General features: G+C 41.2%; 23 protein-coding genes. 16 read left to right on the top strand and 7 right to left on the bottom strand.

The features are described from left to right. The first annotated feature begins 4 nt into the window (after positions 1 to 4). The 15 genes from BEGALDRAFT_RS14715 (at position 5) to BEGALDRAFT_RS14645 (ending at position 21,320) form a co-directional block, all read left to right on the top strand. The gene (locus tag BEGALDRAFT_RS14715; RefSeq protein WP_002691310.1) at positions 5 to 907 is read left to right on the top strand and encodes a prepilin peptidase; all 903 of its coding nucleotides are present in this window, start codon (positions 5 to 7) and stop codon (positions 905 to 907) included. Continuing rightward, positions 904 to 1,524 (top strand): dephospho-CoA kinase, encoded by a 621-nt coding sequence (gene coaE / locus BEGALDRAFT_RS14710; RefSeq protein ID WP_040294989.1) that lies wholly within the window; start codon positions 904 to 906, stop codon positions 1,522 to 1,524. Before BEGALDRAFT_RS14715 ends, coaE begins: the two co-directional genes overlap by 4 nt. Positions 1,525 to 1,553: 29 nt before the next feature. Next, positions 1,554 to 2,336: a cell division protein ZapD gene (zapD, locus tag BEGALDRAFT_RS14705; RefSeq protein ID WP_002691304.1), complete on the top strand. Its 783-nt coding sequence runs from the start codon at positions 1,554 to 1,556 to the stop codon at positions 2,334 to 2,336. A 111-nt stretch (positions 2,337 to 2,447) separates the two neighbouring features. After that, entirely contained in the window at positions 2,448 to 3,266 is an 819-nt protein-coding gene (locus tag BEGALDRAFT_RS18465) for a response regulator (RefSeq protein WP_002691302.1), read from the top strand. A gap of 150 nt (positions 3,267 to 3,416) precedes the next feature. Beyond that, complete coding sequence (locus BEGALDRAFT_RS14695) at positions 3,417 to 3,782, top strand: response regulator (protein WP_002691300.1); 366 nt, start codon at positions 3,417 to 3,419, stop codon at positions 3,780 to 3,782. A gap of 320 nt (positions 3,783 to 4,102) precedes the next feature. Continuing rightward, positions 4,103 to 5,218, top strand: coding sequence for an ABC transporter substrate-binding protein (locus tag BEGALDRAFT_RS14690; RefSeq protein WP_002691299.1), 1,116 nt, complete (start codon positions 4,103 to 4,105; stop codon positions 5,216 to 5,218). A gap of 12 nt (positions 5,219 to 5,230) precedes the next feature. Next, on the top strand, positions 5,231 to 5,758 hold the full coding sequence (locus BEGALDRAFT_RS14685) for a chemotaxis protein CheW (RefSeq protein WP_002691297.1): 528 nt from the start codon (positions 5,231 to 5,233) through the stop codon (positions 5,756 to 5,758). A gap of 78 nt (positions 5,759 to 5,836) precedes the next feature. Continuing rightward, positions 5,837 to 8,389 (top strand): methyl-accepting chemotaxis protein, encoded by a 2,553-nt coding sequence (locus BEGALDRAFT_RS18460; RefSeq protein WP_002691295.1) that lies wholly within the window; start codon positions 5,837 to 5,839, stop codon positions 8,387 to 8,389. A 138-nt stretch (positions 8,390 to 8,527) separates the two neighbouring features. Continuing rightward, entirely contained in the window at positions 8,528 to 17,248 is an 8,721-nt protein-coding gene (locus BEGALDRAFT_RS14675) for a response regulator (protein ID WP_002691293.1), read from the top strand. Then, entirely contained in the window at positions 17,248 to 17,799 is a 552-nt protein-coding gene (locus BEGALDRAFT_RS14670; RefSeq protein WP_002691292.1) for a hypothetical protein, read from the top strand. The genes BEGALDRAFT_RS14675 and BEGALDRAFT_RS14670 overlap by 1 nt, the downstream gene beginning before the upstream one ends. A gap of 22 nt (positions 17,800 to 17,821) precedes the next feature. Next, positions 17,822 to 18,904: an AAA family ATPase gene (locus BEGALDRAFT_RS18455; protein ID WP_002691290.1), complete on the top strand. Its 1,083-nt coding sequence runs from the start codon at positions 17,822 to 17,824 to the stop codon at positions 18,902 to 18,904. Between the two features lie 39 nt (positions 18,905 to 18,943). Then, positions 18,944 to 19,666, top strand: coding sequence for a DUF3226 domain-containing protein (locus BEGALDRAFT_RS14660; protein ID WP_002691287.1), 723 nt, complete (start codon positions 18,944 to 18,946; stop codon positions 19,664 to 19,666). A 46-nt stretch (positions 19,667 to 19,712) separates the two neighbouring features. Next, positions 19,713 to 20,213: a chemotaxis protein CheW gene (locus BEGALDRAFT_RS14655; RefSeq protein ID WP_002691285.1), complete on the top strand. Its 501-nt coding sequence runs from the start codon at positions 19,713 to 19,715 to the stop codon at positions 20,211 to 20,213. Positions 20,214 to 20,337: 124 nt separating this feature from the next. Then, positions 20,338 to 20,658, top strand: coding sequence for a (2Fe-2S) ferredoxin domain-containing protein (locus BEGALDRAFT_RS14650; protein WP_002691283.1), 321 nt, complete (start codon positions 20,338 to 20,340; stop codon positions 20,656 to 20,658). Further along, positions 20,655 to 21,320, top strand: a complete 666-nt coding sequence (locus BEGALDRAFT_RS14645) for an alpha/beta hydrolase (protein WP_002691279.1) — start codon at positions 20,655 to 20,657, stop codon at positions 21,318 to 21,320. Before BEGALDRAFT_RS14650 ends, BEGALDRAFT_RS14645 begins: the two co-directional genes overlap by 4 nt. 283 nt (positions 21,321 to 21,603) lie before the next feature. Here BEGALDRAFT_RS14645 and BEGALDRAFT_RS14640 read toward each other — a convergent pair whose 3' ends face one another. The 7 genes from BEGALDRAFT_RS14640 to BEGALDRAFT_RS14610 all read right to left on the bottom strand — a co-directional run bounded on the left by BEGALDRAFT_RS14640 (position 21,604) and on the right by BEGALDRAFT_RS14610 (position 25,967). Then, positions 21,604 to 22,638: a CobW family GTP-binding protein gene (locus BEGALDRAFT_RS14640; protein ID WP_002691277.1), complete on the bottom strand. Its 1,035-nt coding sequence runs from the start codon at positions 22,636 to 22,638 to the stop codon at positions 21,604 to 21,606. A 14-nt stretch (positions 22,639 to 22,652) separates the two neighbouring features. Continuing rightward, on the bottom strand, positions 22,653 to 23,348 hold the full coding sequence (gene urtE, locus BEGALDRAFT_RS14635) for an urea ABC transporter ATP-binding subunit UrtE (protein WP_002691276.1): 696 nt from the start codon (positions 23,346 to 23,348) through the stop codon (positions 22,653 to 22,655). An 89-nt stretch (positions 23,349 to 23,437) separates the two neighbouring features. Continuing rightward, positions 23,438 to 23,887 (bottom strand): DsrE family protein, encoded by a 450-nt coding sequence (locus tag BEGALDRAFT_RS14630; protein ID WP_002691275.1) that lies wholly within the window; start codon positions 23,885 to 23,887, stop codon positions 23,438 to 23,440. Between the two features lie 347 nt (positions 23,888 to 24,234). After that, complete coding sequence (locus BEGALDRAFT_RS14625; RefSeq protein ID WP_002691273.1) at positions 24,235 to 24,456, bottom strand: hypothetical protein; 222 nt, start codon at positions 24,454 to 24,456, stop codon at positions 24,235 to 24,237. A 59-nt stretch (positions 24,457 to 24,515) separates the two neighbouring features. Then, positions 24,516 to 24,836 carry a tetratricopeptide repeat protein gene (locus tag BEGALDRAFT_RS14620; protein ID WP_002691271.1) on the bottom strand — a complete coding sequence of 107 codons (321 nt, stop codon included), beginning with the start codon at positions 24,834 to 24,836 and terminating at the stop codon, positions 24,516 to 24,518. Positions 24,837 to 24,839: 3 nt separating this feature from the next. Beyond that, positions 24,840 to 25,328: a L,D-transpeptidase gene (locus tag BEGALDRAFT_RS14615; RefSeq protein WP_002691269.1), complete on the bottom strand. Its 489-nt coding sequence runs from the start codon at positions 25,326 to 25,328 to the stop codon at positions 24,840 to 24,842. Between the two features lie 3 nt (positions 25,329 to 25,331). Then, positions 25,332 to 25,967, bottom strand: coding sequence for a histidine phosphatase family protein (locus BEGALDRAFT_RS14610; protein ID WP_002691267.1), 636 nt, complete (start codon positions 25,965 to 25,967; stop codon positions 25,332 to 25,334). Between the two features lie 167 nt (positions 25,968 to 26,134). Between BEGALDRAFT_RS14610 and BEGALDRAFT_RS14605 the strand changes: the two genes are divergently transcribed. Continuing rightward, complete coding sequence (locus BEGALDRAFT_RS14605) at positions 26,135 to 26,347, top strand: hypothetical protein (protein ID WP_040294988.1); 213 nt, start codon at positions 26,135 to 26,137, stop codon at positions 26,345 to 26,347. The last annotated feature ends 49 nt before the right edge of the window (positions 26,348 to 26,396 follow it).

Here is a 26,396-nt window from a genome sequence, read left to right as displayed (position 1 = left end):
TCATATGGATATGTTTGAGTTTCTTGCGACCCATCAACTTGTTGCCATTATCTGTGTTGGTATTTTTGGGTTGATTGTTGGTAGTTTTCTTAATGTCGTGATTTACCGCTTGCCCATTATGATGGAGCGTGACTGGCGTAATCAGTGTGCGGAATTGCTACAACAACCATCCACAACTACAGATAATGAACCTATTTTTAACCTCGCCTATCCTGCATCGCGCTGTCCATCCTGTGGACACCATATTACCGCTTTAGAAAATATCCCCTTATTTAGTTATTTGTGGCAACGTGGAAAATGCACCGCTTGCCACACGACTATTTCTGCTCGTTATCCCACGATTGAGGCAATTAGCGCGCTCTTAGCCATGTTGACCGTTTGGCAAACATGGCATCTTATTGACTTTGGATTGCCATTGCTTGGTTTTGTCTTTTTAACATGGGCATTGTTGACACTGAGCATGATTGATATAGACCATCAATTACTCCCTGACGCGATTACTCTACCCATTCTCTGGTTGGGTATCCTACTTAATTTATTGGGTTTCTATCCTCAAGTTGGTCTATATAATAGTGTCATTGGTGCTATGGCGGGTTATTTAAGCCTATGGTCAGTTTATATGCTATTCAAACTGATAACGGGTAAAGAAGGCATGGGATTTGGCGATTTTAAACTCTTGGCAATGTTAGGCGCGTGGATGGGGTGGCAAGCTCTCCCTGTGATTATTCTTTTCTCCTCTTTAGTCGGAGCAGTAGTTGGCATTTCTTTGATTGTTATTCGTGGACAAGATAGAAATATTCCTATTCCCTTTGGTCCTTACCTTGCAGCGGCTGGCTGGATTTACCTGCTATGGGGGGATTTACTGGTACATTGGTATCAACACATGACGGGGATAGGTGTCACTTGACTAAGCCATTCATTATTGGTTTAACAGGTGGAATTGCCAGCGGAAAAACGACAGTTAGCAATCACTTTGCTACTTTGGGTGTGCCCATTATTGATGCAGATGTGATTGCGCATCAACTGACTCAAGCGGGACAACCCGCTGTTTTTATGATTGCTGAGGTCTTTGGGCAAACTATTTTAGACGCAGAAGGTCGTCTTGATCGACAACAGTTACGCCAATTTGTTTTTCAAGATAGCCAACAACGCAAACGCTTAGAATCCATCTTGCATCCATTAATTCGCAATGAAATGCACAAACAAGCAACGATGGTAACTGATGCTTACTGTATTTTTAGCATTCCCTTATTAGTCGAAACAAGACAAACTACACAGGTTAATCGAGTATTAGTGGTTGATTGTCCAACTACGTTACAATACCAACGATTAGCACTGCGTAATGGTTTTAATGCAACAGAAACAACCCAAATTTTGGCAGCACAAGCCAGTCGCTCCTCCCGCTTGGCATGTGCAAATGATGTGATTCATAACGACACTTCACCAAATGCGGTATATGAACAAGTTTTGCATTTTCACCATTATTACCAACAGTTAGCTTGTGAAACCTCCACGCAACCTTGACTTAAATTCTACTAAAAAGTTAATTCATAATGAGTTTCGCAAAAAAAAGAGTTACCTACGAACACCCGCTCAATGACCGCATCAAAAATATGTTGCGCTTAGAATACCTCTTTGGCGGCTTGAATTATCACATCAAAGGGCCTTCTGCTTGGGATAGCCGTACTGTAGTTGACTATATTGTCAAAATCTTAGATGTGATGGAGCGATTGAATTTACGAGAAGATTTAATTCAAGATTTGGAACATCATTTGGTTGGTTTAGAACGTTGGAAACATATTCCCAATGCTGATGCAGAACGGGTCAATCAGCTAATTTTACAAATACAACATTTACTGGATAGACTTGCTGCACTCAGTAGCCACCCAAACCAGATTGTCAGCCAATCCACATTAATAAACATTATTAGGCAACGAAGCAATATTGCTGGAGGTTTATGCCGTTTTGATGTACCTGCTTACCATTTTTGGCTACAAAAAAACCCAAAACAACGCTTACATGATGTCAATGAATGGTTAGCACTCATAGAACCCATTCGTGAAGCGATAGAGTTAAACCTTTACATGATCCGAAATAGTGCGCCAACCTCACAAGAAACGGCTATAACAGGTTATTTTCAGTCCAGTTTTGACAATCAAGCTAATAACTATCAATTAGTGCGTGTTAGCCTTCCCCCAGAACATCATTGTTTTGCTGAGATTACAGGGGGTAAACAAAGATTTACAATACGTTTCTTCGAGCAACCAGATATCAATGAAAAACCCATTCCAACAGAACAGGATGTCAACTTTGATCTCTGCTGTTGTATGATGTAACAAATTACAACTCAGTTGAACAGCATGTGTTGTCGCCTATATCCTCTTACGGATACACGCGAACTCACGCTATACTAAATAGACTGATAGATATTATAGGAAGCTATCACTATGGATAAAACGTTTAAGGTGGGTGTGTTTGGTTTAGCACCTAATGAAGTCAACACATTGGGTAGTATTTTTAAATTAGCCGCTGCACGTAGCCGTAAGTACGTTATGGTAGGCGCAGCAGAACGGGCAAGTGCAGAAATTCTACTGGTTGATGTGGATAGTGCTAATTCAATCAGTGAATGGAAAAGTTTCAGTGTTCATCACAATAACATCCCTATTGTTAAGGTGACTAAAGCTGCAGTACCTGAAACAAGCCCAGAAATTTACTTACGTCGCCCTTTAACCCTAAAACGGGTATTAGAAGTTTTAGATAAAGTAACCATCGATGTACATAAATTTGTCCCTGAATTAGTCGTTGGTGGCGATACCCCCTTAGATGAAGCAAGCAGTGCTGCTTTACAAGGTGCAGCGCATAGCGCACAACAAGCTGCACGTACAGGCATTAAGGCATTGGTGGTGGATGACAGTTTACCTGTACGTAAATCAATGGAAATCCAATTAGGTCTTTACGGAATGGAAATTGATTTTGCCGAAACAGGAGAAGAAGCCCTCGAATTTGCGAAACAAAAAGTATATGACATCATCTTTTTAGACTTGATGTTACCTGGGATTGACGGTTATAAAGTTTGTAAAGTCATTAAATCAGAAAAAATCTCCAAAAATACGCCTGTTGTGATGTTAACGGGGAAAGGTTCTCGATTTGATAAACTGCGCGGTACGATGGCAGGTGCAAGCGTTTATCTGACTAAACCTGTAGAACAGGCAAAGCTAAGGGAAGTGATTAAACAATTCTTACCCAATGCAGAAGCAGGGGGTTAATAGTCAAATAAAAAGCGTGATAGCAAATCGGCTAAACACGACACATAACAGTGCTATAAAACAATGATGTGAGAATCTAATAATGCTTATCCCATTCATGCGCAACATAATGGGACATCAGCTTTTAATTTAAGTGAGGAGTTATACAAAATGCCTATTCACAAAATTCTTGTTGTTGACGACTCAACCGTCGATCGCATGAATATTCAAAATATTGTTGCTGATGCTGGTTATCAAGTCATTGCAGCAGCCTCTGGACAGGAAGCCATTGAAAAGGCGAAATCCGAAAAACCTGATTTAATTTTTATGGATGTGGTCATGCAACAAATGGACGGTTATCAAGCCTGCCGTGAAATTACGCACGATGAATCCACCAAAGATATTCCCATTATTTTCGTAACTAGCAAAGGTCAAAAAGCAGACCGTATGTGGGCGGAAATGCAAGGCGGAAAATCTTTAGTACAAAAACCTTATACGCCAGACCAAATTATCGAGCAAATCAATAATTTTAAATAACCATTGGTTGGCTGAAAAAATACACAACGGGCAACAATCTGTTGTGTATTTTATTTTTAAAAATCAAAAAAATAAGCGTAACATATAAAGTTATACATTAGATTAACGGTATAACTTGTTATTTATGTTTTTTTTTACTATTCTAGCACTCACTCAAGCCAGAATTTTATATGTCAGGTTGACTGACTAGTCACCCAGTAATTTAAAGCAAGTGATTGTTTACCTAATCATGCTATTTGCGAGGGGATGCTACACTACTTCTAATCAGTCAGTTGACAACGATAACAACTCATTAACTGTGTATAGAGGAATGATGAACAATGCCATCTTATCAACTGATGCAAATTACTCGTACCCTTCTGATTTTCCTCCTTTTACTCCCTCTGGCAGCCTGTGATTTTATTAATAATCTAACAAATGCCGTTAAAACAAATACAGGGAGTGCAACGCCTGCCGTTGAGGAACAACCCATCGTTGAACTCAGTTTTGCAGCAGCTTCCTATACAGCATGGATGCCTTGGTATTTAGCAAAAGACGAAGATACTTACGCCACCTATCAAGATAAATATCGAGTAAATATTCAATTCGTGTCCAGCGATTACGCAGACACGATTAACCAATACATCAGTGGTACAGTTGATGCCGTTGCTATTACTAACATAGATGCTATCGCACAATTAGTTAAACAAGACGTAGAATCTGATGTCGTCCTCATCATGAGCGCGAGTAATGGTAATGATGCACTCCTACTTCCTGCAAACGCAAATACAAATATTCGCGGAAAAACCATTGGATTAGTTGAATACTCAGCCCGCCACTACTTACTTGACCGTTATCTTGTCAGATACCAAATTGATTTTAACGATATAAAACTGGCAAATATGGCAGAAACCAATTTACCAGATGCCTTACTTAATAACGAAGTTTATGGCATTGTCACCAGTAACCCCAACGTAGAACGCTTAGTTCGCGCACAACAAGCAGGGGTTCTCTTTGATAGCCGTCAAGTCTCCAATGAAATTCTTGACCTCATTGTTATCCGACGCGACAAACTGATTAAACATCCTGGTTTTGCTCAAGCATTATTAGCCATTTGGTTTACTACAATGGAACGTTTACAAGGGAATAGACGTGGTCCTACACTGGATAGACTTGCACAACTGGCAGGACTGACCCGTGAAGAATATGACCGACAAATGCAAACAGTGTTACTCAATGACACCCCCACTAAAGCGTTGTCATCCATGCGTGACCGCCGCTCCATGACAAAAGCAATGCGTCACATTCGTTACTTCATGCAACGTCATGGTCTCGTCAGCGACGACACAGAGTCTTATACCGATTGGGTATCCTTCCCTGGACGAACTCCCGCGCTTCTCCACTACAACGGTCAAGCCCTACAAGACTTCGTAGCTCCCCCTAAAGGTGATATCTAAACGAGGCATCACATGAAAACAACATGGTTATCCCCAAGTGAAGCATTAAATCGTCCCTTAACACGTCAAGCAGAAACAAGCCAAGTCGCAACAGGGCAATTAGAAATTATTCGTCGCTTAGGATTCCATGTTGGCAATATTGGGTTACTCATTGCACAAAATGCGACCAGCGAATTAATTGAAGTGAATTCTATTTGTCCAATTCCTAATACCGCAAGCTGGTTATTAGGCCTGATTAACTTACGGGGTAACTTAGTTCCCGTGTTTGATTTAAACCTACTTTTAGGGTTAGAAAATCGAATCAGTAAAAAGAATATGTTATTGATTTTAGGGAGAGGTGAAGCGGCAGGTGCTATCATTCTCGATAAGCTACCGCAACATGTCATCTTTATGAATAGTGATAGATTAGATAGCCTCCCCCCCCTGCCTGCCGTCTTGAAACCTTTCGCAACTCAAGGCTATGAAAAGAGTGGCGAAGTCTGGTTTAATTTTGATCATCAAGGTTTTTTTGAATCACTAGCGGGAAAGGTTGCCGCTTAACCACGCGCTCAAAAGGGTTACTATGCACTTAATACGAATCATGCTGGGTATATACCCGTCGTTACGGAGACTAACAACATGAAACTGAAGCTTAAGCAAAAGATGTTCCTTGGCTCAGCGTTCCTCGCGGTGGTATCTGTGGTGGTCACTGCATACTTTACGGGTGATATTGCCTCAAACTTAGGACAACAAGCCCTCACTGATGCGGCACAAGAAAAAATCAGCTCTATTCGAGATACCAAAAAATCTCAAGTGGAAGACTACTTTAACCTTGTGATTAACCAGATTCAGTCTTATGCAGGTTCTCGCACAACGATAGAGGCAATGCGCGGTTTTAAAGAAGCCTTCCCGCGCTTCCAACATGAAGCAGGTGTTCAAATAGAAGAAGGGCCTCCAGTCCCCCAGTCACAGCCATTACCTATTGCAGAATATCGTGAAGCAGTAAAGCACTACTACGAAAATGATTTCGCTCAAGAATACGGTACATTAAACGTCAATGAAGTACCGAATATGGACGAAATGCTTCAACAATTAAATGATAACAGTATTGCAATGCAATACTTCTACATTGCAAACAATTCAAACCCGCTAGGTACAAAAGAAGAATTATTCGCGGCAAAAGACGGCTCAACCTATACCCAACTACACCAGATTTACCATCCAGGTATTCGGGAATACATGAACCGTTTTATCTTTGATGATATTTTCTTAGTCGACTCAGATACAGGCTATATCGTTTACTCTGTTGTTAAAGGCGTTGATTTTGGATCATCTTTACTAGATGGCCCTTTCGCAAAAACAGGGATTGCTAACGTCTTTGAACAAGCCAATAAAGCAACAACACCTGACCAATTCGCGATTATTGACTTTGCTCAATATCTCCCCTCTTACGACGCACAAGCAGCCTTTATTGCCGCCCCTATTTTTGATGGCAACCTCAAAATTGGTGTTCTTGTCTTCCAGCTACCCATCGACAGCATTAACAACATCATGACCTATGACCGCGCTTGGCGGTTAGACGAATCAGGACGCTCAGGAGAAACCTTTATCGTCTCTGCTGACGGTACAATGCGTAACGACAGCCGCGCACTGGTGGAAGACAAAGAAGGCTACTTACAATCCGTAGAACAATATGGCACAAGTCGTGAAGCCATTGACAACATGGAATTAAAAGATACCTCCGTCGGTCTGCAAAAAGTGGACAATCCAGGGACTCGTGCTGCCTTCTCAGGGGTAACAGGGTTCGACATGTTTGACGACTACAAAGGCGACTTCGTGCTTTCCGCCTACGCGCCGATTAACGTACCTGGTTTACAATGGGCAATCTTCTCAAACCTCACAGAAACCGAATCACTTGAACGCTTGATTGCGCTTCGTGAAGAAATCTTAACAGGCTCTATACCTATCGCCGTCATCGCGTTGGTGTTTGGGGGGCTTGCAGGATTCTTAATTTTCGGTCGAATTGCAAAACCCATTGGCGTACTAGAACAAACCGTGTCTAAAGTTGCTGAAGGGGACTTCACCGCCCGCGCAGACATTCGCACAGGCGACGAACTAGAAACACTCGCAAATGCCTTTAACGGTCTGCTGGATGACCGCTTATCCGCACTCGCTAAAGCTGAGAAAGAAAACGAAATGCTCAACAACTCCATTATTGAGTTGTTAAAAGCCTCCTTCCAGCTCTCTCAAAGAGATCTAACCGTTCAAGTCCCTGTGACCGAAGACGTGACAGGCCCGCTCGCTGACGCTATCAACCAAATGGCAACCGAAACCAGTAAAGTGTTGCTCAACGTCCGTCGCATTACAGACGAAGTAGAAACAGCCTCCCAACAAGTGCGGGTGCAAGCAAGCAACGTCTCCAAAGTGGCAGAAGCCGAACGCGCAGTGGTGGACACCACCATGGCAGAACTTGCCGCCGCCGCCGAAGCCATGAACAAAATTGCAGAAGTCGCGCAATCATGTAACGAAATCGCAACCCAAGCAACACGCTCTACACAAACCGCGTTGGCAACCGTAACCAGCACCGTGGACGGGATGGCTGAAATTCGTGAAACCATCCATGAAACAGAAAAACGGATTAAACGTTTGGGTGAACGTTCGCAAGAAATTAGCTCCATCGTTGACATCATTAACAACATCGCAGAACGGACACACGTACTTGCGTTAAACGCATCCATGCAGGCAGCCGCCGCAGGGGAAGCAGGTCGCGGCTTCTCCGTCGTTGCGGACGAAGTGCAACGACTCGCTGAAAGCTCACGGAACGCAACCTCCCAAATCTCGGCGTTGGTGAAGAACATCCAGTTAGAAACCAACGATACAATTGCCACGATGGATAAAACCATTCAACAGGTGATTGAAGGGTCACGCCTTGCAGAACGGTCTGGGGAACAGATGAAAGAAACCCAGAATACAATCTCCAACCTTGTGCAAGTGGTCGAACAAATCGCTATGGCATCACGGCAACAAGCGCAAATTTCTAACGAATTGCGTGAACGCGCCCAAACCATTCAAATGAGTACACAAGAAACAGGTAAACAGTTGGAAGAACAGTTAATTCAAACTGACCGCTTGGTGGACTTCTCCAAACAATTGATTGAGTCCATTCGGGTGTTCAAATTACCAACCAGCTAAATCAATTCTGTCTGGGATAATTGCTTACCTATTATCCCAGACAACATTCTGTTGGATGTTTGAATCTTTCTCTTGTTCCCGCCTATCACTAATGACGCAAGGTGCTACGCCTACGCCACACTGTTCAGGTAGCCAGCCATGTCCGCCATACTTCAATCTGTATTAGACGATCTTCACGCTACAGTTGCTAACGATGCCTATCTTTTATATGAAGCACTTGCAACATTAGCAGATGGACGCTTAGATAATAATGCCGCTTCTATTAAGCAATGTATTGAGTATATTGAGCGTATTGAGCAGGTTGCAACACAAGCGCATCTTGCAGGATTACAACATATTTGTGAGTTGACCTGCCTACAATTGCAAGAATTACAAAGTGATGTATCACATCAGCAACAATTATGTGAAGTGATAGAACGCTGGCCGAGATTGGTTTCTAACTATCTTTATGCACCAACAAATGAAACTACACGGCAAAAGTTAATTACCTTATTACAAGATCAAGTATGGGCAATTCCCTTAGCTGAGGAACAAATTAGCCGTTTAAATACCTTATTGGCGCAAGATTTCAATGCGGATGAAGAAGCAAGCAATCAAGCAGTATTAACTGATGATTTATCTACAATTGCAACGATTGTTTCTACAGTATCGAGCAATGATATTCTTTCAACTGCTGAACCTAATGAAACTGATGATTCTGCGCTAACGGTTGAAGAAACTTCTCAAACTGTTACCAATCATGATTTAAGCCCTGAAATTATCGACGAATTTGACGAATCCGCTTTACTTGCCGATGAACTGCCTGAAACTGTAACGGAAGAAGTCGCAACTCCTGAAATTATCGACGAATTTGACGAATCTGCTTTACTTGCCGATGAACTGCCTGAAACCGTCACTGAAGAAGTCGCAACTCCCGAAATTATCGACGAATTTGACGAATTTGCTTTACTTGCCGATGAACTGCCTGAAACTGTAACGGAAGAAGTCGCAAGCCCTGAAATTATCGACGAATTTGACGAATCTGCTTTACTTGCCGATGAACTGCCTGAAACTGTAACGGAAGAAGTCGCAAGCCCTGAGATTATCGACGAATTTGACGAATCCGCTTTACTTGCCGATGAACTGCCTGAAACTGTCAGTGAAGAAGTCGCAACTCCTAAAATTATCGACGAATTTGACGAATCTGCTTTACTTGCCGATGAACTGCCTGAAACTGTAACGGAAGAAGTCGCAAGCCCTGAAATTATCGACGAATTTGACGAATCTGCTTTAATTGCTGATGAACTGCCTGAAACTGTCAGTGAAGAAATCGCAAGCCCTGAAATTATCGACGAATTTGATGAATCCGCTTTACTTGCCGATGAACTGCCTGAAACTGTAACGGAAGAAGTCGCAAGCCCTGAGATTATCGACGAATTTGACGAATCTGCTTTACTTGCCGATGAACTGCCTGAAACCGTAACGGAAGAAGTCGCAAGTCCTGAAATTATCGACGAATTTGACGAATCTGCTTTAATTGCTGATGAGTTGCCCAATGAAGATGGATTAGTTTTTTCTGATGAACCTATTCTAAGTGAAGAGGATATCGCTCAAGAAATATTGGCACAACAACAAGTTGAAAGTAGTCTTAACAATATATTCAGTGAAGAATCAGACGAAAATATAGAAGAAACACCGTTACCTGTTTTTGACGAAATATCATTAGCCGCTGAAGAAAATGCATTACGTCATGTAACGGATGATTTTATTGATGATTTACCAAATATTGAAGCACTTGCAGAAACAAATTTACCCGCAACGTTTACTGACGATGCAGCAGACACCCAAGATTTATCAAAAATTAATGAGTCAGAACTTTTAATTTCTGATGACATGGGTGATGAAGATTTTATGCCTGATACTGATGATATCAGCGCAGTCTCTGCAATGTCTCAGCCACAACAAACCCAAGTTGCAAATACAGCAGTTACTCATACATCACCAACAACTCAAGAGTTTTCACGCTCTTCCAAATTAGAAACAGCCGCAAATGAAGTCGTTGCCGTTACAGATGTTTTATCCGAAACTTTACGCAAATTCGTTACGGAAGAAGATGATAGTGATGGATTCCTAGAGGCAATAGAAGGTTATACGAATACTGTTCAAGCCTTATGGGAAAAAGCAGAAATTGATTCGCTCTCAGGACTGCAAGAAGTTTATACCTTTATTAATGATAGCTTTTTTGAGTTCAGCACGCTTCCACAAGCAGAGCGTTTAGCCTCTTATGAGCATTTATCTCATTGGACGGAATTCGTTTTAGAATATTTACGTACCCCTCAACAAGGCGCGCCGTTATTACTGGAATATTTGCAAGACACTCAATGGCCATCCCCAATGAGTAAGGCAACAGCAAATAATCTTTTAGGCAAACTTACCCGCGAGGGCATTGTACCTGCGATTGAAACCAGTTATGCCAAACGTGTTAGCCCAAGTAGCAATCTATTAGCGAGCATTAAGCCTGTTACGACCACAACACAAACAGTTGTTACTCCGCCTAAAGTTGAAACATCAGCCACGATTCCTACAAATGCAGTAGAAACAATAACCAGTAAATCGCCAGAAGAGCCAGAAGAAATTGAAATTGAAAAAATTTCTATCTCTGAAAAACTACCGCCTGCACGTTTATCAATTCCAGAAGAAGAGATACCGACCTTAGAAATTGAAATCGATAAACCTGACTGGGGGGGGGCATTTATTGATGATGATGTTTTACTCGCTTCTGAAATGAATGATGAGGAAGAAAATTTTGCCTTAGACAGCTCTGAGGAAGAAACAGCGTTACCACCACAATCTTTCGAACAAGACGACGTACCAAGCGAAACATCGACTGAAGATGGTTTGAATCTGTCTCATTTAGATGTCTTAGCTGATAACGAAGCAGTCATGACGGAAACAGTAGCGGATAGTCTTATGACAGATATTGATACTATCGTCATGGATGAGGCAGTAGAAACGTTGACAATGCCCGAAGATAACTCGCCTGATTTAGTTACTGAAAATGAAGCAAATTTCTTAGAAGATGCGTCGGTAGAAACAGCGCGGACTTTAGAAACAAACGAACATTTAGACGCGCTCTTGTTAGAAATTGAAGAAGTGCAAACGGATTTAGTTAGAGTCATTGCGAAGTTTGCACAATCAGATGATGAAAGTCCAGAATTATTGGAATCAATTGAAGAGCTTACAGACAATTTGCAAGCTATTTATGACGCGGCGAATTTAGCTAACTTAGAAGGCTTACAAACAACTTGCGGTATCCTCATCAATCACATTATGGAATTAGGTGAGCAAGCGCAAGCCAATCGGATTGCCAGCAAGTCATTATTAGATAGTTGCGCCCCGCATTTGTTAGCATACATGCAAGAGCCTGCAGAAAATGCCACAACGTTGGTGAAGTATTTACAACATCCTGTTTGGACAAATCCGATAGATGATGAACAAGCAGATATTCTGTTAGCACAACTCATGCAATTAGCAGGAACAGAACAACAATTCTCTGATGAACTCCCCGCAGAATCGGATTCTACAGAAACACGAGATGCTGGCACAATAGACACGTTAAGCGCGGAAACTATTACAGAAATAGAGAACGCATTAACAGATGAGTCCATGCTTTCGGACATTCCTGCTCAAACGACAACAGACAACTCGATACAACTAGCAGCTGCTGATGTCATTGAGTTATTAATCGCACAATTAACTGATGCTAACACGATTTTATTAGAAAACTTTATTGCTGTGACGGAAGCAGAAAATAATAGTGAAGCCCTGTTAAATGCGGTCAGTGAATACAGTGAGAGTGTTCAAAGTATTTGGGAAGCGACAGAACTTGCTCAACTAATGGGTTTACAAGAAGTTTGTACGTTTGTTAATGACAACATCATGGCATTGAGTAGTCAAGACCAAGAAAGTCGTTTAAGTGTGCAAGCTTTATTTACCGATTGGATTGGTTTAGCCATTGCGTATTTACAAGCTCCCAACACAGGGGCGATGCCTCTCGTCGAATTCTTGCAACAACCAACATGGGCGTATCCTTTAGATGATGAACGCGCTGCCGAGTTACATGCTCATCTATTAACTCCAGTGACAAGTACGCCAACAACACCGATAAATGATGATTCAGCATTGCTTGAAAATATTGAAGATGCTGAAACAGTCATGTTAGAAGAAGCCGAAAGCTTGCCCGATTTATCCACTTTTGATACTGAAGAAGTCATCGAAGAAAGTTCAGAGCTTCATGAACCATTAGTTACTGATAACGATGAGTTAATGAATGATGAATTATCTGATTTACCTGAACTAGACACAGAAGACTTAAGTACAGCAGAGACAGAACCTGTTACAGAAATTGTGATTGCCTCCCCTGACATTATCGAGTTACTCATCGGACAATTCACAGATACCGCAGAAACCTTACAAGCACCGTTACAAGCCCTAACCACAGAAGAAGATGGCAGTGAAGCCTTACTCATGGCGGTAGAAAACTACACTGAACAAGTGCAAGTGTTGTGGGATGCTGCCGATATGGCAAAACTGGAAGGGTTACAAACTGTTTGCACCTTTATCAATGACAATGTCATGGGCTTAAGTGCGCAAACATTAACAGAACGTCAAACTGCTGTCAGTGCATTTGAACATTGGATACCTGCGGTTATTGAATATTTACAAGCCCCTGCTGGCTATGCATCACAACTGGTTGAACAACTACAACAACCTGCATGGGTCACCCCCTTATCTGATGAACAAGCCCTAGAATTACTTGAAAAACTCACACAAACAAGTGCAGAAACAGAACTATCTAGTATTTCTAGTGAAATTAATGATGTTGCATCATTAGCAACCGAATTGCCCAATGTAGAAACAATTAGCGAAACCGCTGAAGCTGACATTCAATTAGCCGACCCTGATATTTTAGCGATACTCATTGGGCAATTACATGATACAAAATCCCAACTCACTGATATTGTGCAAACCATTGTTAATGCTGAAACAGGTAGCGAAGACTCACTGATGGCAGTTGGTAGCTACACTGAACAAGTACAAGCGGTTTGGGACGCAGCAGAAATGGCACAACTACAAGGGCTGCAAACAGTCTGCACCTTTGTCAACGACAATGCCATGCAATTAGGCATGGCAGAACCAGAAATTCGAGCCGCCGCGCAAAGCATACTGACGGACTGGATAGATGCCAGCATTGCCTATTTAGAAAATCCGCGTTTAGGCGTTGAGAGTTTATTAGAAATACTACAAAATTTTGCATGGGTGCAACCACTGGAAGAGGAACGCCTCACAGCGTTACGGCAACAACTCTTACCCAACAGTCATGCCAGCGCGACAACCGCTGACACGAAGCCTCTAGTGATTGCATCGCCTGACATAATAGAATTGCTCCAAAACCAAATACAAGATGTCATCGCGGGCTTGTCAACCGCTCTTGAGGAATGTGTCTCCATGGAAAACGATAACCCAGCCCTTTTAGAGGCAATAGAAAACTATACTAATCAAGTACAAGCCATTTGGGACGCAGCAGAAATGGCAGGCTTAAAAGGCTTACAAGAAGTCTGCACGTTCATCAATGACAACCTCATGGCATTTGGCACACAAGAACCTGCGGAAAAACTCGCCGTTAAGCCCTATTTCGAACAGTGGCCAATTGTCGTTTTAGAATACCTACACAACCCGCTAGTTGGTTCACAAAAACTGGTTGAACTGCTACAAGCCCCTGTTTGGTCTGTTCCTTTAGATGAAGAACGGGCAAGCACGTTACAACAACTCCTCACCCAGCCCTCAAGCTCTGAAGAACAAACCAGCGCGTATCAAGCAGAATTTGCAGATGTTGACAGCATCACCGACACCGAAGAAGCCGATAGCGAAGAAATAGACGAAGAAGAAAATGCAGAACTGAGCGAACTAGACACCTCAGGCGGTGAAGGTGGCGAAATCTCCTTAGGTAGTGCTGAAGTCTTAGAAATTCTCCAAAGTGAACTAGAATCAGCAAAAGAAGAACTAGCGGAAAATCTTGGAAAATACACCAGTTTAGCCAACGGTGCGGCAGGTTTTGACGAATCCGTTGAAAACTATGCCGACCAAGTCATGCGCCTTTATGCGGCTGCGGAAATGCTGGGTTTAGAAGGCTTGCAAGAAGTCTCCATGTTTATCGCGGAAAACGTCAAAGCACTCGGTGAAAAAGACTTAGGTGCGCGTCAAAAAGCGAAAAAACTACTCGAAAGTTGGTCAGATTTAGTTCTATCTTACCTACAATCACCTGCCGATAATGTCGTAAAACTGGTCAACCATTTCCGCGAACCGCAATGGGCAACCCCTCTAAACGACCAACAAGCCTACGCACTCCTGCAAAAACTCATGAAGGGCTCAACCACCGAGGAAAGCCCCGAAGAAGCCGCCGCTTACAATCGCCAAACCACAGCGAATCCTGAAGATATCTTACTGACTCCACCAGAAGATATTAATCGCGACTTATACGATGCCTATCTGCAAGAAGTCCCACAAAACGCAGCAGATTTTACCAAATGTATTCAAAACATTATTCAAGAGCCAACTATCCCCGAAATTGAACGGGCGCAACGGATTGCCCATACACTCAAAGGCTCATCGAATATCATTGGTATCAAAGGTATTGCCAATATCGCCCACCACTTGGAAGATATTTTAGAATACCTTGCACAAAACCAAGTTTCCCCACCTAAAGCCCTGACAGACACCATGACCGAAGCAGCCGACTGCTTAGAAATCATGGTCGACTCACTCACAGGACAAGATGACCCGCCTCCGCAAGCCCTACAAGTTTTACAAGACGTACTAGACTGGGCGAACAAGATAGACAAAGGCAACTTAGATGCCCCTGTCGCGCCTCGTAAAGCAGTACAAGCAACACCTACAACAGGGAGCGATAAAGAAGACAGCGGCGCAGAAAAAGCCGAACCGAAAAAAGCAGCAGGTGGTGCACCTGCTGATACGGGTAGCCCTGAACAAGTGCTCCGTGTGCCTACCAGTACCGTTGATAACTTAATGCGTCTCGTTGGCGAGTTGTCCATCTCCATTGGGCAAATTCATGAACGCTTACGCCACGTCTTGGGTAATACCCGTTTACTAACTGACCAAGGGATGGTTTTACAACGCAAGACCTTCGAACTAGAAAACATCGTCGACATTCGCGGGATTACAGGAGTTGAAAACCGCTACCATAAAACCGCCGAAGATGATGAAGAATTCGACCCCTTAGAGTTTGAAGAATACAACGAATTACACAGCGTTGCGCACAGCTTTATTGAATCCATCGCTGACGCGCGTGAACTGGGCATGTCTATCCGCAACGATTTGTCTGAGCTAGAAACCATGCTGATTCAGCATGAACGCTTAAACAAAGAATTCCAAGCCAACATCATGACGACCCGCATGGTGCCCGTCAGTACAATTATTTCCAAACTACAACGGAATATTCGCCAAACTTGTCGGATGACGGGTAAACAAGCTGAATTAGAAGTCATTGGAACTGACATCATGATAGACAGCGATGTCTTAAACAACCTCGCTGACCCACTCATGCACATTCTGCGAAACTCCGTTGACCACGGGATAGAATCCTCAGAAGACCGTAGCATTTTAGGTAAACCCGAATCAGGCACGATTGTGTTACGTTTCTACCGTGAAGGAAATAACATCGTTGTCAGTTGTAAAGACGATGGTCAAGGCTTGAACTACACCAATATCCGCTATACCGCGATACAACGAGGCTTAATCACTGAAACCCAAGAAATGAGCGAGCCAGAACTAGCACGTTTAATTCTGATGTCAGGCTTCTCTACCAAATCAGGTGTGACCCAAGTCTCAGGACGCGGTGTAGGAATGGACGTGGTTTATACCAACGTACGACAAATGAAAGGCACGCTTGACTTGCTATCCGAAACAGGCAAAGGCACAAACATTATTATTAAACTGCCAATGTCGCTCGTAACGTTACACGTCCTCGTTATCCGTATCGGTCAATACCACTACGGTATTCCAACCAATACCCTAGAACAAGCCCTAGCTCCTGAATCAGGTGAATTCCATCAAATTGGTAACGAAATCACCTTTAAAATGGGCAAAAAAGTCTTTGCTCTCAAAAATATGTCATCCTTACTAAATGTGCAAGGAGACCCATTTGCCCCTGAAGACTATCATACAAAACCCGTGTTATTAGTCCACGAAGAAACAGGCGTAACTGCCGTATTAGTCGATGAATTACTCGATACCCATGACCTCGTAATGAAAAACATGGGGAAATACGTCACCAAAGTACGCGGCGTTTCTGGCGCGGCCATTCTGGGCGATGGTAACTTAGTCCCACTCTTAGACGTACCCGAACTATTACGCTCCCCCATGCAAATGGCATTAAGCAACTACATGGGACAACAAGCTAGCGATGACGCTGGTAACGCACCCGCAGGCGTGCCGAAAATTCTGATTGTTGACGACTCACTCAGCGTCAGAAAATCCTTGTCGACCTTCGTAGAAGATGCAGGCTTTGAAGCACTACTTGCTAAAGATGGCGTAGAAGCGATTGAAGTCATGAACCAAACCCGCCCCAATGTCATGCTGGTTGACATGGAAATGCCACGGATGAACGGCTTAGAACTAACTGCCCACGTGCGTGCCAATCCTGCAACCCAAAAATTGCCAATTTTTATGATCACCTCACGAACCACAGAAAAACACCGCGAGCAAGCCCGCACGGCAGGCGTAACCGCGTATCTAACCAAACCTTATCAAGATACCGAATTATTAGACTGGATTGAAAAAGGCTTAGCGGGGCAAGTCTAGTGTCACGGGAAACAGCTTTTGATGCTTATACAGGAACATTAGGATACAACCCTAATTTATACGTCTTTGCGGTTATCGATGGCACACAGCTATTAATACCGCAAAAAGATGTAGAAACGGTAGAAATCATTGCCGACTTGCACCCCATCCGAACAGAACAAGGTTTTATTGGTCGTTTTGGCGGACATGGACAAGAATCTTATGTTCTCTGTATGAGCGAAGACTTGTCATTAATCAACGATGTACCCGAAGCACGCGAATATTTCTTTTTACTAAAACCACCCACCACGACAAAAACGGCAACACCTGCAAATATTGCAGAGAATGCTTTATTAGGAATGGTATGTGATGAAGTAGAAACGATTAACTTCAAACGCGAAAATCTTTACCCACAACCAATGCCCGATATAATGAAATTGCCTCAATCACCAATTAGTCAATTAGTTATTTATCGCAATAAATTGACGTATATCTGCAATGGCGATGCCTTATGGCAATATTTAACAGCACAGTCTGAACAATTTGCCGCCGAAAATGGAATGAAATGTTAAGAAATTCAGAAGCACTTTTATAATGATTGAATCCATTGAAATAAAAAACTTTAGATGTTTTGACTCATTTAAAATGTCAGGTTTTAAAACCATTAACTTAATTGGAGGTATTAATAATGCAGGTAAAACAGCGTTATTAGAAGCAATATTAATTGCTTCATTTCCTTTTCCAAGTCTATTTAATACCTTAAAACAATTCAGACCAACTTCAGAAAATGAAGTATGGGCTTATTTTTTCCACAATCGAGAAATAGATAAACCGATTAGTCTAAAACTAAGCAAGCATGACTCAAGCGACAGTTCGGATATTGAAGTGTCGTATAACTCTGGGTTTGACCTTAATAACATTATTGAAATTCAGGATAAAGAAGTATTGGATTTTTTATCCAAACAATTTTCAAACAAGTGTATGGCTGTAAAAGGCAATTTTTTTGGAGAAAAATTAAACTATATCTTTTCTAGTTTTGTTGAAGAGGAGGCTACTAGCAAAAAATCAGGAGTACGTACTGTTGGAATAACGCCGAAAAAAGAGATAGATACATACCCATTTTTACATACAAATTACCGTTTAAATAATAAAAGCCATGCTAAATTGTATAGTGATTTAAAACAGCAAAATAAAAATAAAACATACGATGAACTAATACAATTACTTGATAAACATATAATATCATCAGAAATTGATGCACCTAATGGCGAACCTGTTGTAAAACTTATTTTAGATAATGGTCAAGCACTCCCTATAAGCATGTTTGGTGATGCAATACGTAAAATAGCCGAGTTAAGTTTATTGGTTCTAAACAATGAAAACCGTATTATTTTTATTGATGAAATTGAAAACGGTATTCACTTTACGAAACATCAAGATATTTGGGAAAAATTATTTGAAATTTCAACCACTAATAAAATGCAGATTTTTGCTACGTCGCACAGTGCAGAAATGATTAAAGCGTTTAATCATGTTGCACTTAGTGCTTATAGTGAACATGCAAGTTATTTGGAAATGAGTATAAGTCCAAGAAGTCAACGTGTTATGGCTAATCATATGGATATGGAAACATTAGCCTATCAACTTGCGACTAAAAGCACTTATCGTGGAGAATAATTAACAATGTAGAGGGGGAAGTATAAAACTTTATTACTGGTGGAGGATAAAAATGATCAGTTTACTTTTGAAGCTTTGATTAAAGACTGGCAGTTAAATGATAATTTAGAGATTAAATCAACAGATGATATTGATTGGCAATCAACGCCTAAGGAAAGTAATCCTGAAAAACCGACCGCACTTATAAATGCTTTAAAAAACAGAATCAGTGAGTTTTCTAAAGGTAAGTATGATCGAGTTGGAATTATTAATGATATTGATCAATCTAAATCAGAAGATTTATTAGCAACTATTAATAATGCTTTAAAAATCGCTTATCCAAATGAATATAAAAAAATTAGCCAGCCAAATGAATTAGTCTCTTTTAGTTTTGAAAATACCAGCACTGAAGAAGTCTATGAAGTTAGTTTTGCTTGCTATTTCGTCCATCTGAATCAATGCGGTGAAATAGAAAACTTACTAAAAACAGCGAAAGAAAAAGATTCCGAACTTGCAGATTGTATTCATCAATGTTCTAAAGAATGTTTAGAACAGTTGAGAAAAGAAGACTTAAAATTAAAAGATAAAGATTTAGTTAAACTTTGGATAAACAACTATATTCGTTACGATACTTTACCTAAAAAAGATAGAAATGCTAAAAATACGACATGGGAAACGGTTATGAAAGAACGTCAACCAAAAGAGCAACTTTTTAATTTTAATCATGATGTATTTAAAGAGCTTAAAGCATTTTTAACCCTTATGGTAAAGAAAGAAAAGTAACAATAAGCACACTAACTCATTAAAAATTAATGATATATATAAAAACATGGCAGACACTCCAGCAAAAACCAGTCGGGCGTGGCTTTTAGATTTTGGCAGAGGCTTACAAGCTGCTGTCGGGTTGCATGAAATGTCGCAAGTTGTCCTGACTCCAACGGTGTTTGAAGTTCCTTACACTCCGCATTATTGTAGTGAGATATTATCGTGGCAGGATCAATTATTACCTGTCGTTGATGTGCCTAGCCTTTTAGAAGGGCAAAAAGTTTTTCGTTCACAACAAGATGTGATTGGCATTGCGGTTTATCAAAAAAGTTTAGTGAATATTGGCTATGCAGGTGTACATTTAGCCAATTTGCCAACTAGTCTTTTTGTGAGTGATGACCAAGCCTGTGCATTACCGCCACAATTACAATATTGGCAACCATTGGCGATTGCCTGTTTTAATTTAGATAATACCGTTGTACCAATTATCGATTTAGCACGTTTGTTTTCCCCCACGATAAGACAATCAACCTTTCCAAAAATTCCCTCTCACGCGACAGCATAATCCTTGCTATGATGATTAATCACAATTTTAAAGACAGGTTTGTATTCACGTCCTACTAATAATATGAATTTAATAAGCCTTTTAAAAAAGGCGAGCTATCTGATCTTAAAGGATGGAAATCATCATGAGCGATTCTTATTTCCAACATCACGTTTTTTTTTGTACCAACCAACGCGAAAACGGTCAAGCCTGTTGCCAAGACTATCAAGCCTCTGCCATGCGAGATTACATGAAGCAGAAAGTCAAAGCCTTAGGATTAGCGGGTAAAGGATGTGTACGCATCAATAATGCAGGCTGTTTAGACCGTTGTGACTTAGGTCCAGTCTTAGTGATTTATCCTGCTGGAGTTTGGTACACCTTTGTTGATAATAGTGATATTGATGAAATTATTAGCGAACATTTACAAAATGGGCGTATTGTTGAACGTTTGAGATTACCATTATGAGCCATTCTCCCCATCAGCATTGTAAACCTCAACAATTATTAATTCCCGCGCCTGCGGGGCAATTAGAAGTACAAATGAGTTGCCCAAAACATCCACATGACCCCAGCCATATGCCTTTTGTGGTTGTGTGTCATCCAAACCCCATACAAGGGGGAGCGATGACCAACAAAGTTGTGTATATGTTAGCGAGTACATTTAACTCGATGGGATTAGGCGTTGTCCGTTTTAACTTTCGTGGTGTCGGTAAAAGTACAGGTGTTTTTGACCATGGCGATGGTGAAACCGATGATTTGCGTACAGTTGTGCAATGGTTACGCACGGAATATGCGCCCACTGAATTATGGTTAGCAGGCTTTTCATTTGGCAGTTATGTTGCCTTACGCGCTCATGTGGAATTAGCGGCTAAACGCTTATTATTGGTCGCGCCCGCAGTGGGAAGATTTAATTTTGAAAATCTGAGTTTAAGCAATATTCCAACAATGATTATTCAAGGCGGACAAGATGAGGTGATTGTGCCTGATGATGTATTACGCTGGATGCGTCATCAACCTTATCAACCACATCTGCATTGGATGGACGAAGCTGATCATTTCTTTCATAGTCGTTTAAATGAATTGCGAGATGCCATTATTGACCATTGGGGACAAACTTTAACGGCTTAATTCTATTTTTAAGCTGAGTTTAGCGAGGTTTTTCAAAGAAAATAAGGCGTTTGAGCGTGTTATTTAACTTATAAAAACCTGAGTTCGGCGAGATTCTTTTAAAAAGACAACAGCTTGTCTGGTTAATCTTGATGAAAAACAAGAGAATAGTCTCTGCCAGTCCTTCAACCCTTTTCGTGTGTTCCGACAGACCTGCTAGGTTTTGAAAACCTAGCAGGTCTCTGTTTTATTTTATAAAACTCGCCGAACTCAGGTTATAAAACGTTGCTAAAATCGGCTTAATTTATACTACCAACCCTCTTAAAACGCCTTCAATTCCCATCCAATCTGGTTTTTTTCCCACTTGTGCAATCAGCTCTACTCGACTATCAGCTTGTTTAGGTAATAAACACATTTCTAATCCTGTGGTTGCACGATTAAATAACTGCCATTCATCGTCAGCAATGCGAAAAATGCCTTTTGCACGTTCTATTTCTGTAAAAGCAGGGTATTTAGTCAGTTGACTAAATAAAGTCGTCAATTTGTCTTCTGAAAAAGTCCAATCAGTGGGAAATATCCAACCACAAGCTAGGCGGTTAAAGCCTGAATTTTCATAACGGCGTACTTCATTCACAGGAGACAATTTTTCGGGAAATAGGGAAATGATGTGGCTAGTTGTGGCGGGGGTTTGGTGTTCGTGGTCGTGAGGGTTTAAGGTTATCTCGCGGTGGTGTGGTTGCATGAGCCATGCAAGGTCTAGTTTTGCGTGTGTGGTTTGGACAATTAGGCTTTTTGTAGGTTGTAAGGTTTGCGCGAATTGATAAAAGCGGGCGATTTCTTCTGCTGTGGCTAAGTCACATTTATTAATGACGAGAACATCAGAAAATTGAAGTTGATCCCAATAAACGGGCGAGCGGTCGAGTAGCGTTTCACTGAATTGGCGCGGGTCTATGAGACAGACAACGGCATGTACAGCAAGATAAGGTGCTAACCATTCATTTTGTAAAATTTTGAGAATGTTGGCAGGGTTGCCAATGCCTGTGGGTTCGATAAAAAGACGTTGGGGACGGATTTCTCGTATCAGCTGGGTTAATGCCGTTTGCATATTGACCCCAACCGTGCAACAAACACAGCCGCCCGTGACTTCGCGCACTGCAATGCCCCTGCTTTGAAGAATCGCGCCATCGATGCCAACTTCGCCGAATTCGTTGACGAGCACAGCCCATTTTTCGCCTGTGGTTTGGCTGGCGAGTAAATTAAGAATCGCTGTGGTTTTGCCCGCACCGAGAAAGCCTGTAATAAGGTGAGTAGGAATACGAGTGGCAGTTATCGCTGTCATATTAGGATTACTGATTAAACAGTAAGATAGGTTTGTATGAGCGTATCATTGAGCTCATCCATACTGCCCGTGCTAACACTTTTACCCTTATCTAAAAGGGTGAAATAATGCGCAATACGACGAGCAAAAGGGAGTTTTTGTTCTACGAGTAGAACCGTTAGCTTTTCAGTTTGATTAAGGTGTTGGATGATATCGCCAATTTCGCGGACGATATTCGGTTGTATGCCTTCAGTGGGTTCATCTAATATCAATAATTTAGGGTTAAGCGCAAGGGCGCGTCCGATGGCAAGTTGTTGTTGTTGTCCGCCTGAAAGGTCGCCACCGCGTCGTTTTAACATTTGTTTGAGGACGGGGAAGAGTTCAAATATTCTATCTGGGATAATACCTTGTGTTTCGGGACGGGTGAGTAATCCAACTTTTAAATTTTCTTCAACCGTGAGTTGTGGAAAAATTTCGCGTCCTTGAGGCACATAGCCAATGCCTGCAAGAGCGCGGGTTTCTGGCGATTTTTTACGGAATTCAGTCCCTTCAAAGAGAATTTCACCTGATTTAGCAGGTAGTAAGCCCATCATCGTTTTAAGCAATGTTGTTTTTCCCATGCCGTTACGCCCCATCAGGCAGGTACATGAACCTGTCGGAACGGTGAGGGAAACATCCCAAAGCGTGTGACTTTCGCCATAAAACTGGTTGAGGTTGCGGATATCTAACATGGTAGAACTCCTAAGATAAAGAATTGTTTTATTGCGGGGGGAATGGCTTTTTAAAAGCAGTGTTGTGGAAACACTGCTCTTTTAATTAATTAGGGTTTTAAATAGACATAGCCCATTTGTTCTAAACGGGCAATTTCTGCAACACCACTGGGGACAATATCCTCTTTTTGGACATCAAAAAGGTCAGTTTGATAATCCAATTTACGACCTTCTAGGGTTTTTTGACAAATTTTGAATTGTACATGATGAGTCGCTTTCAAGCCGAGTAAGCGATTTTGTAAATCTAGGTCTTTAACCGCATCTTGTACAATGGCGAGACCATCACCATGTAGAACAGCAATAATATCAACATTTTCAACGCCAACTGCATCAAGATGATTTTGGATGTTGCGTAAAGCTGCGGAATAGATTTTAGAATCAGCAACATTAAAGTGATATACTACTTTTTGTTTGCCATAACGCTCTGTTTCCGCTGCGTGAACAAAGGATAGCATGAGCGTTAAACTGATAAGCGTAAACCAAGTAAGTAAGGGGCGCATGGGTTTTACCTTTTTAACGTAAAGTTTGACAACTGGGACAAAATTTTTAATAAAAAACTTTACAAACCAGATCGTATTTTACTATATTATTGATATTTAAATAATATTTTTGGAATGGTTTTTGCATAAAATCAGATGTAAAAATGAAGGTTCAATTTAGGGTAACGGGAAACCTTCTGTTCTCAGCCAATAATAATCATTGAGAACATACTTCAATAATTAAAACTATATAACAATAAGGTTCAATTCAGGGTAACTATAACACTTTAAACAGCATTCCCACCCATTATGGATGGGAATTGCTTGTTTCTTTCTCTAAATCAATCCATTTTTTGTAATTTCACAAATCACTCTTTCACATATTGCCGCAAGATAGTTTCTGCGGTTTGCCTATCAGGGACTAAGGTTTTTTGCCCCATAAAGCTTGCAAGTGTTTCTTTGCTATCCGTGTTTTTCACAGTTAAAAACCAATTTTCTAATAAACTTTCCCGTTCCATTTGTACTTCAAAGCGTTGTCCATGTACGTTAAAGTGAAAATAGAAAACTTCACTCATAAATTTAAATGTCATATGGCTACCTTAAAAAATTTTAGTGTTGTTAGAAGATAAAGTGAGTTGTTAGGAAAAGTTTATAGTTTTTGTAAGCGTTTTAAAAACACTTGCATTTCTTTCATGGCTTGCCGATCCCCTTTTTGCTCCGCAATATTAATACCTGTCGTATAAGCTTGAATAGCCTCTGTAATTTGCTGATTCTCTGCTAAGGCTTTTCCATAACTTTTCCAAGCAGCAGAATAATGAGGGTCTAGTTTAACGGCTTGCGCATAATGTTGTAGCGCGATTTCTACTTGCTGTTTTTGTAGATAAGCATTTCCTAAACTCAGCCGTAATAAAGCATTATCCTGCCCTTTAGCAAGCAATGTCTCTAAGCCTGTAATCGCTTTATCATCCATTATTTAAGCCTCCACAAAAACCCGCGTACCCACATCAACTTGCTCAAATAATTGCATAATGTCGTCATTACGCATACGAATACAACCACAAGAATCTGCTATACCCATCGGTTTATCGTCTGGCGTGCCATGTAAATAAATAAAACGTCTTAAGGTATCCACCTGACCATAACGATTTTTATACGGTTCTAAACCACCCAGCCAAAGGATACGGCTTAAAATCCAATCTCGTTGTGGATACTGCGTGACAAGTTCGGGGCTATAAATTTCCCCTGTAAAACGTCGCCCGACAAAAACACTATTAACAGGACAACCCGCCCCCACTTTAGCCTTAATCACTAACCAACCGCGAGGCGTACAGCCACTATTGCGAACCTCGCCCGCGCCATTACGTGCGCTAGAAATCAAGGTAGAAAAACAACAATCTCCCGTTTCTGTCACATAGCGCAATGATTGCGTTGATAAATGAATATGAATATAGCGATTCGTCATTGCTTAAATATTATCGTCTAAAGACTGCAAATGTTGCAGATGATGGACATCCCCCCAACGCTCTAACATCCAATGATTCTCTTTATACATGAAAATGTTCACGCTGGTATTAACTACCTCAAAGCGACGTGGCGCACCAAATGGAATTCCTAACGCATAACGCAATAAATTACTCACCACTCCACCATGTGTTACGATTAAAATCCGTTGCCCTAAATGACGCACTGCCAACTCGTTAAAAATAGCAGCACAACGGTCATAAAACTGATGCGTACTTTCTCCATTAGGCACAATAAACTCAGGATTAGTCCGATATTGCTGTAACTCTTCAGGATATTTTACCTCTAATTCCCGCCAAGTTAAGCCTTGAAAAATTCCGAAATTACGCTCTTGCAACCCGCTATCGATAACGACTTCTAAGCCTTTGGGGTCAGCAATATATTTGGCGGTTTGATAAGCACGACTTAAATCACTACTGTAAATTGTTTGAAAAGGCAGTTTTAACAAATTAGCGGATAACGCATTAGCTTGAGCGATACCAATATCCGTGAGTCCGCTTTCTAACGTTCCCTGAATTCTGCCCGCGATATTCCAAAACGTTTCGCCATGTCGAATGACATATAGTTGAGTTGTTTGCATCGTTAAAATTATGTTCAGTTTTTTAAAAAGGAGTGGAATCTTACTAAAATAGCTACTTCATGTATTCATTTTCGCGCTAGTTTATGCACATTATAGTGAAACTGTGATCAAGGCGTTAAAAAGAATCGCTATTACTTGATAAAACAACCACGATGGTTAATCCAATTATGAAATATAGCATTGAAATTCAAAATCTTGTTGAACAAATGAACGAGATTTTTTGCCGTGATGGCGAACTTGCCCTTAATGCCTTCCGCCGTCGTTTAGATAAGTCAACACAAACCGCCGTTTTTATGTGTCTATATGAGTCGATGACACCTGAGCAACAAGAGATTATTTGGGCGGAGTTGCAGGAAATGGCGGGAGGGCAAAAAGAATAAAATAATTGTTTTATTATCTTTTGTTTTTCAACTAAACTTTAACTAACAT

Origin of the sequence: Beggiatoa alba B18LD, assembly GCF_000245015.1 — a bacterium.
GTDB lineage: Bacteria > Pseudomonadota > Gammaproteobacteria > Beggiatoales > Beggiatoaceae > Beggiatoa > Beggiatoa alba.
The sequence above is the reverse complement of the archived record's forward strand: the minus strand, read 5'-3'. Positions and strand labels throughout refer to the sequence as shown.

What these genes read in the sequence shown, in the direction of transcription:
- BEGALDRAFT_RS14655 (WP_002691285.1), top strand. Translation starts at nt 19,713, where the DNA reads ATGGCAGACACTCCAGCAAAAACCAGTCGGGCGTGGCTTTTAGATTTT.
- BEGALDRAFT_RS14640 (WP_002691277.1), bottom strand. Translation starts at nt 22,638, where the DNA reads ATGACAGCGATAACTGCCACTCGTATTCCTACTCACCTTATTACAGGC.
- BEGALDRAFT_RS14610 (WP_002691267.1), bottom strand. Translation starts at nt 25,967, where the DNA reads ATGCAAACAACTCAACTATATGTCATTCGACATGGCGAAACGTTTTGG.
- BEGALDRAFT_RS18460 (WP_002691295.1), top strand. Translation starts at nt 5,837, where the DNA reads ATGAAACTGAAGCTTAAGCAAAAGATGTTCCTTGGCTCAGCGTTCCTC.
- BEGALDRAFT_RS14690 (WP_002691299.1), top strand. Translation starts at nt 4,103, where the DNA reads ATGCCATCTTATCAACTGATGCAAATTACTCGTACCCTTCTGATTTTC.
- BEGALDRAFT_RS14685 (WP_002691297.1), top strand. Translation starts at nt 5,231, where the DNA reads ATGAAAACAACATGGTTATCCCCAAGTGAAGCATTAAATCGTCCCTTA.
- BEGALDRAFT_RS14645 (WP_002691279.1), top strand. Translation starts at nt 20,655, where the DNA reads ATGAGCCATTCTCCCCATCAGCATTGTAAACCTCAACAATTATTAATT.
- urtE (WP_002691276.1), bottom strand. Translation starts at nt 23,348, where the DNA reads ATGTTAGATATCCGCAACCTCAACCAGTTTTATGGCGAAAGTCACACG.
- BEGALDRAFT_RS14650 (WP_002691283.1), top strand. Translation starts at nt 20,338, where the DNA reads ATGAGCGATTCTTATTTCCAACATCACGTTTTTTTTTGTACCAACCAA.
- BEGALDRAFT_RS14625 (WP_002691273.1), bottom strand. Translation starts at nt 24,456, where the DNA reads ATGACATTTAAATTTATGAGTGAAGTTTTCTATTTTCACTTTAACGTA.
- BEGALDRAFT_RS14675 (WP_002691293.1), top strand. Translation starts at nt 8,528, where the DNA reads ATGTCCGCCATACTTCAATCTGTATTAGACGATCTTCACGCTACAGTT.
- BEGALDRAFT_RS18455 (WP_002691290.1), top strand. Translation starts at nt 17,822, where the DNA reads ATGATTGAATCCATTGAAATAAAAAACTTTAGATGTTTTGACTCATTT.
- BEGALDRAFT_RS18465 (WP_002691302.1), top strand. Translation starts at nt 2,448, where the DNA reads ATGGATAAAACGTTTAAGGTGGGTGTGTTTGGTTTAGCACCTAATGAA.
- BEGALDRAFT_RS14695 (WP_002691300.1), top strand. Translation starts at nt 3,417, where the DNA reads ATGCCTATTCACAAAATTCTTGTTGTTGACGACTCAACCGTCGATCGC.
- zapD (WP_002691304.1), top strand. Translation starts at nt 1,554, where the DNA reads ATGAGTTTCGCAAAAAAAAGAGTTACCTACGAACACCCGCTCAATGAC.
- BEGALDRAFT_RS14630 (WP_002691275.1), bottom strand. Translation starts at nt 23,887, where the DNA reads ATGCGCCCCTTACTTACTTGGTTTACGCTTATCAGTTTAACGCTCATG.
- BEGALDRAFT_RS14615 (WP_002691269.1), bottom strand. Translation starts at nt 25,328, where the DNA reads ATGACGAATCGCTATATTCATATTCATTTATCAACGCAATCATTGCGC.
- BEGALDRAFT_RS14605 (WP_040294988.1), top strand. Translation starts at nt 26,135, where the DNA reads ATGAAATATAGCATTGAAATTCAAAATCTTGTTGAACAAATGAACGAG.
- BEGALDRAFT_RS14715 (WP_002691310.1), top strand. Translation starts at nt 5, where the DNA reads ATGGATATGTTTGAGTTTCTTGCGACCCATCAACTTGTTGCCATTATC.
- BEGALDRAFT_RS14620 (WP_002691271.1), bottom strand. Translation starts at nt 24,836, where the DNA reads ATGGATGATAAAGCGATTACAGGCTTAGAGACATTGCTTGCTAAAGGG.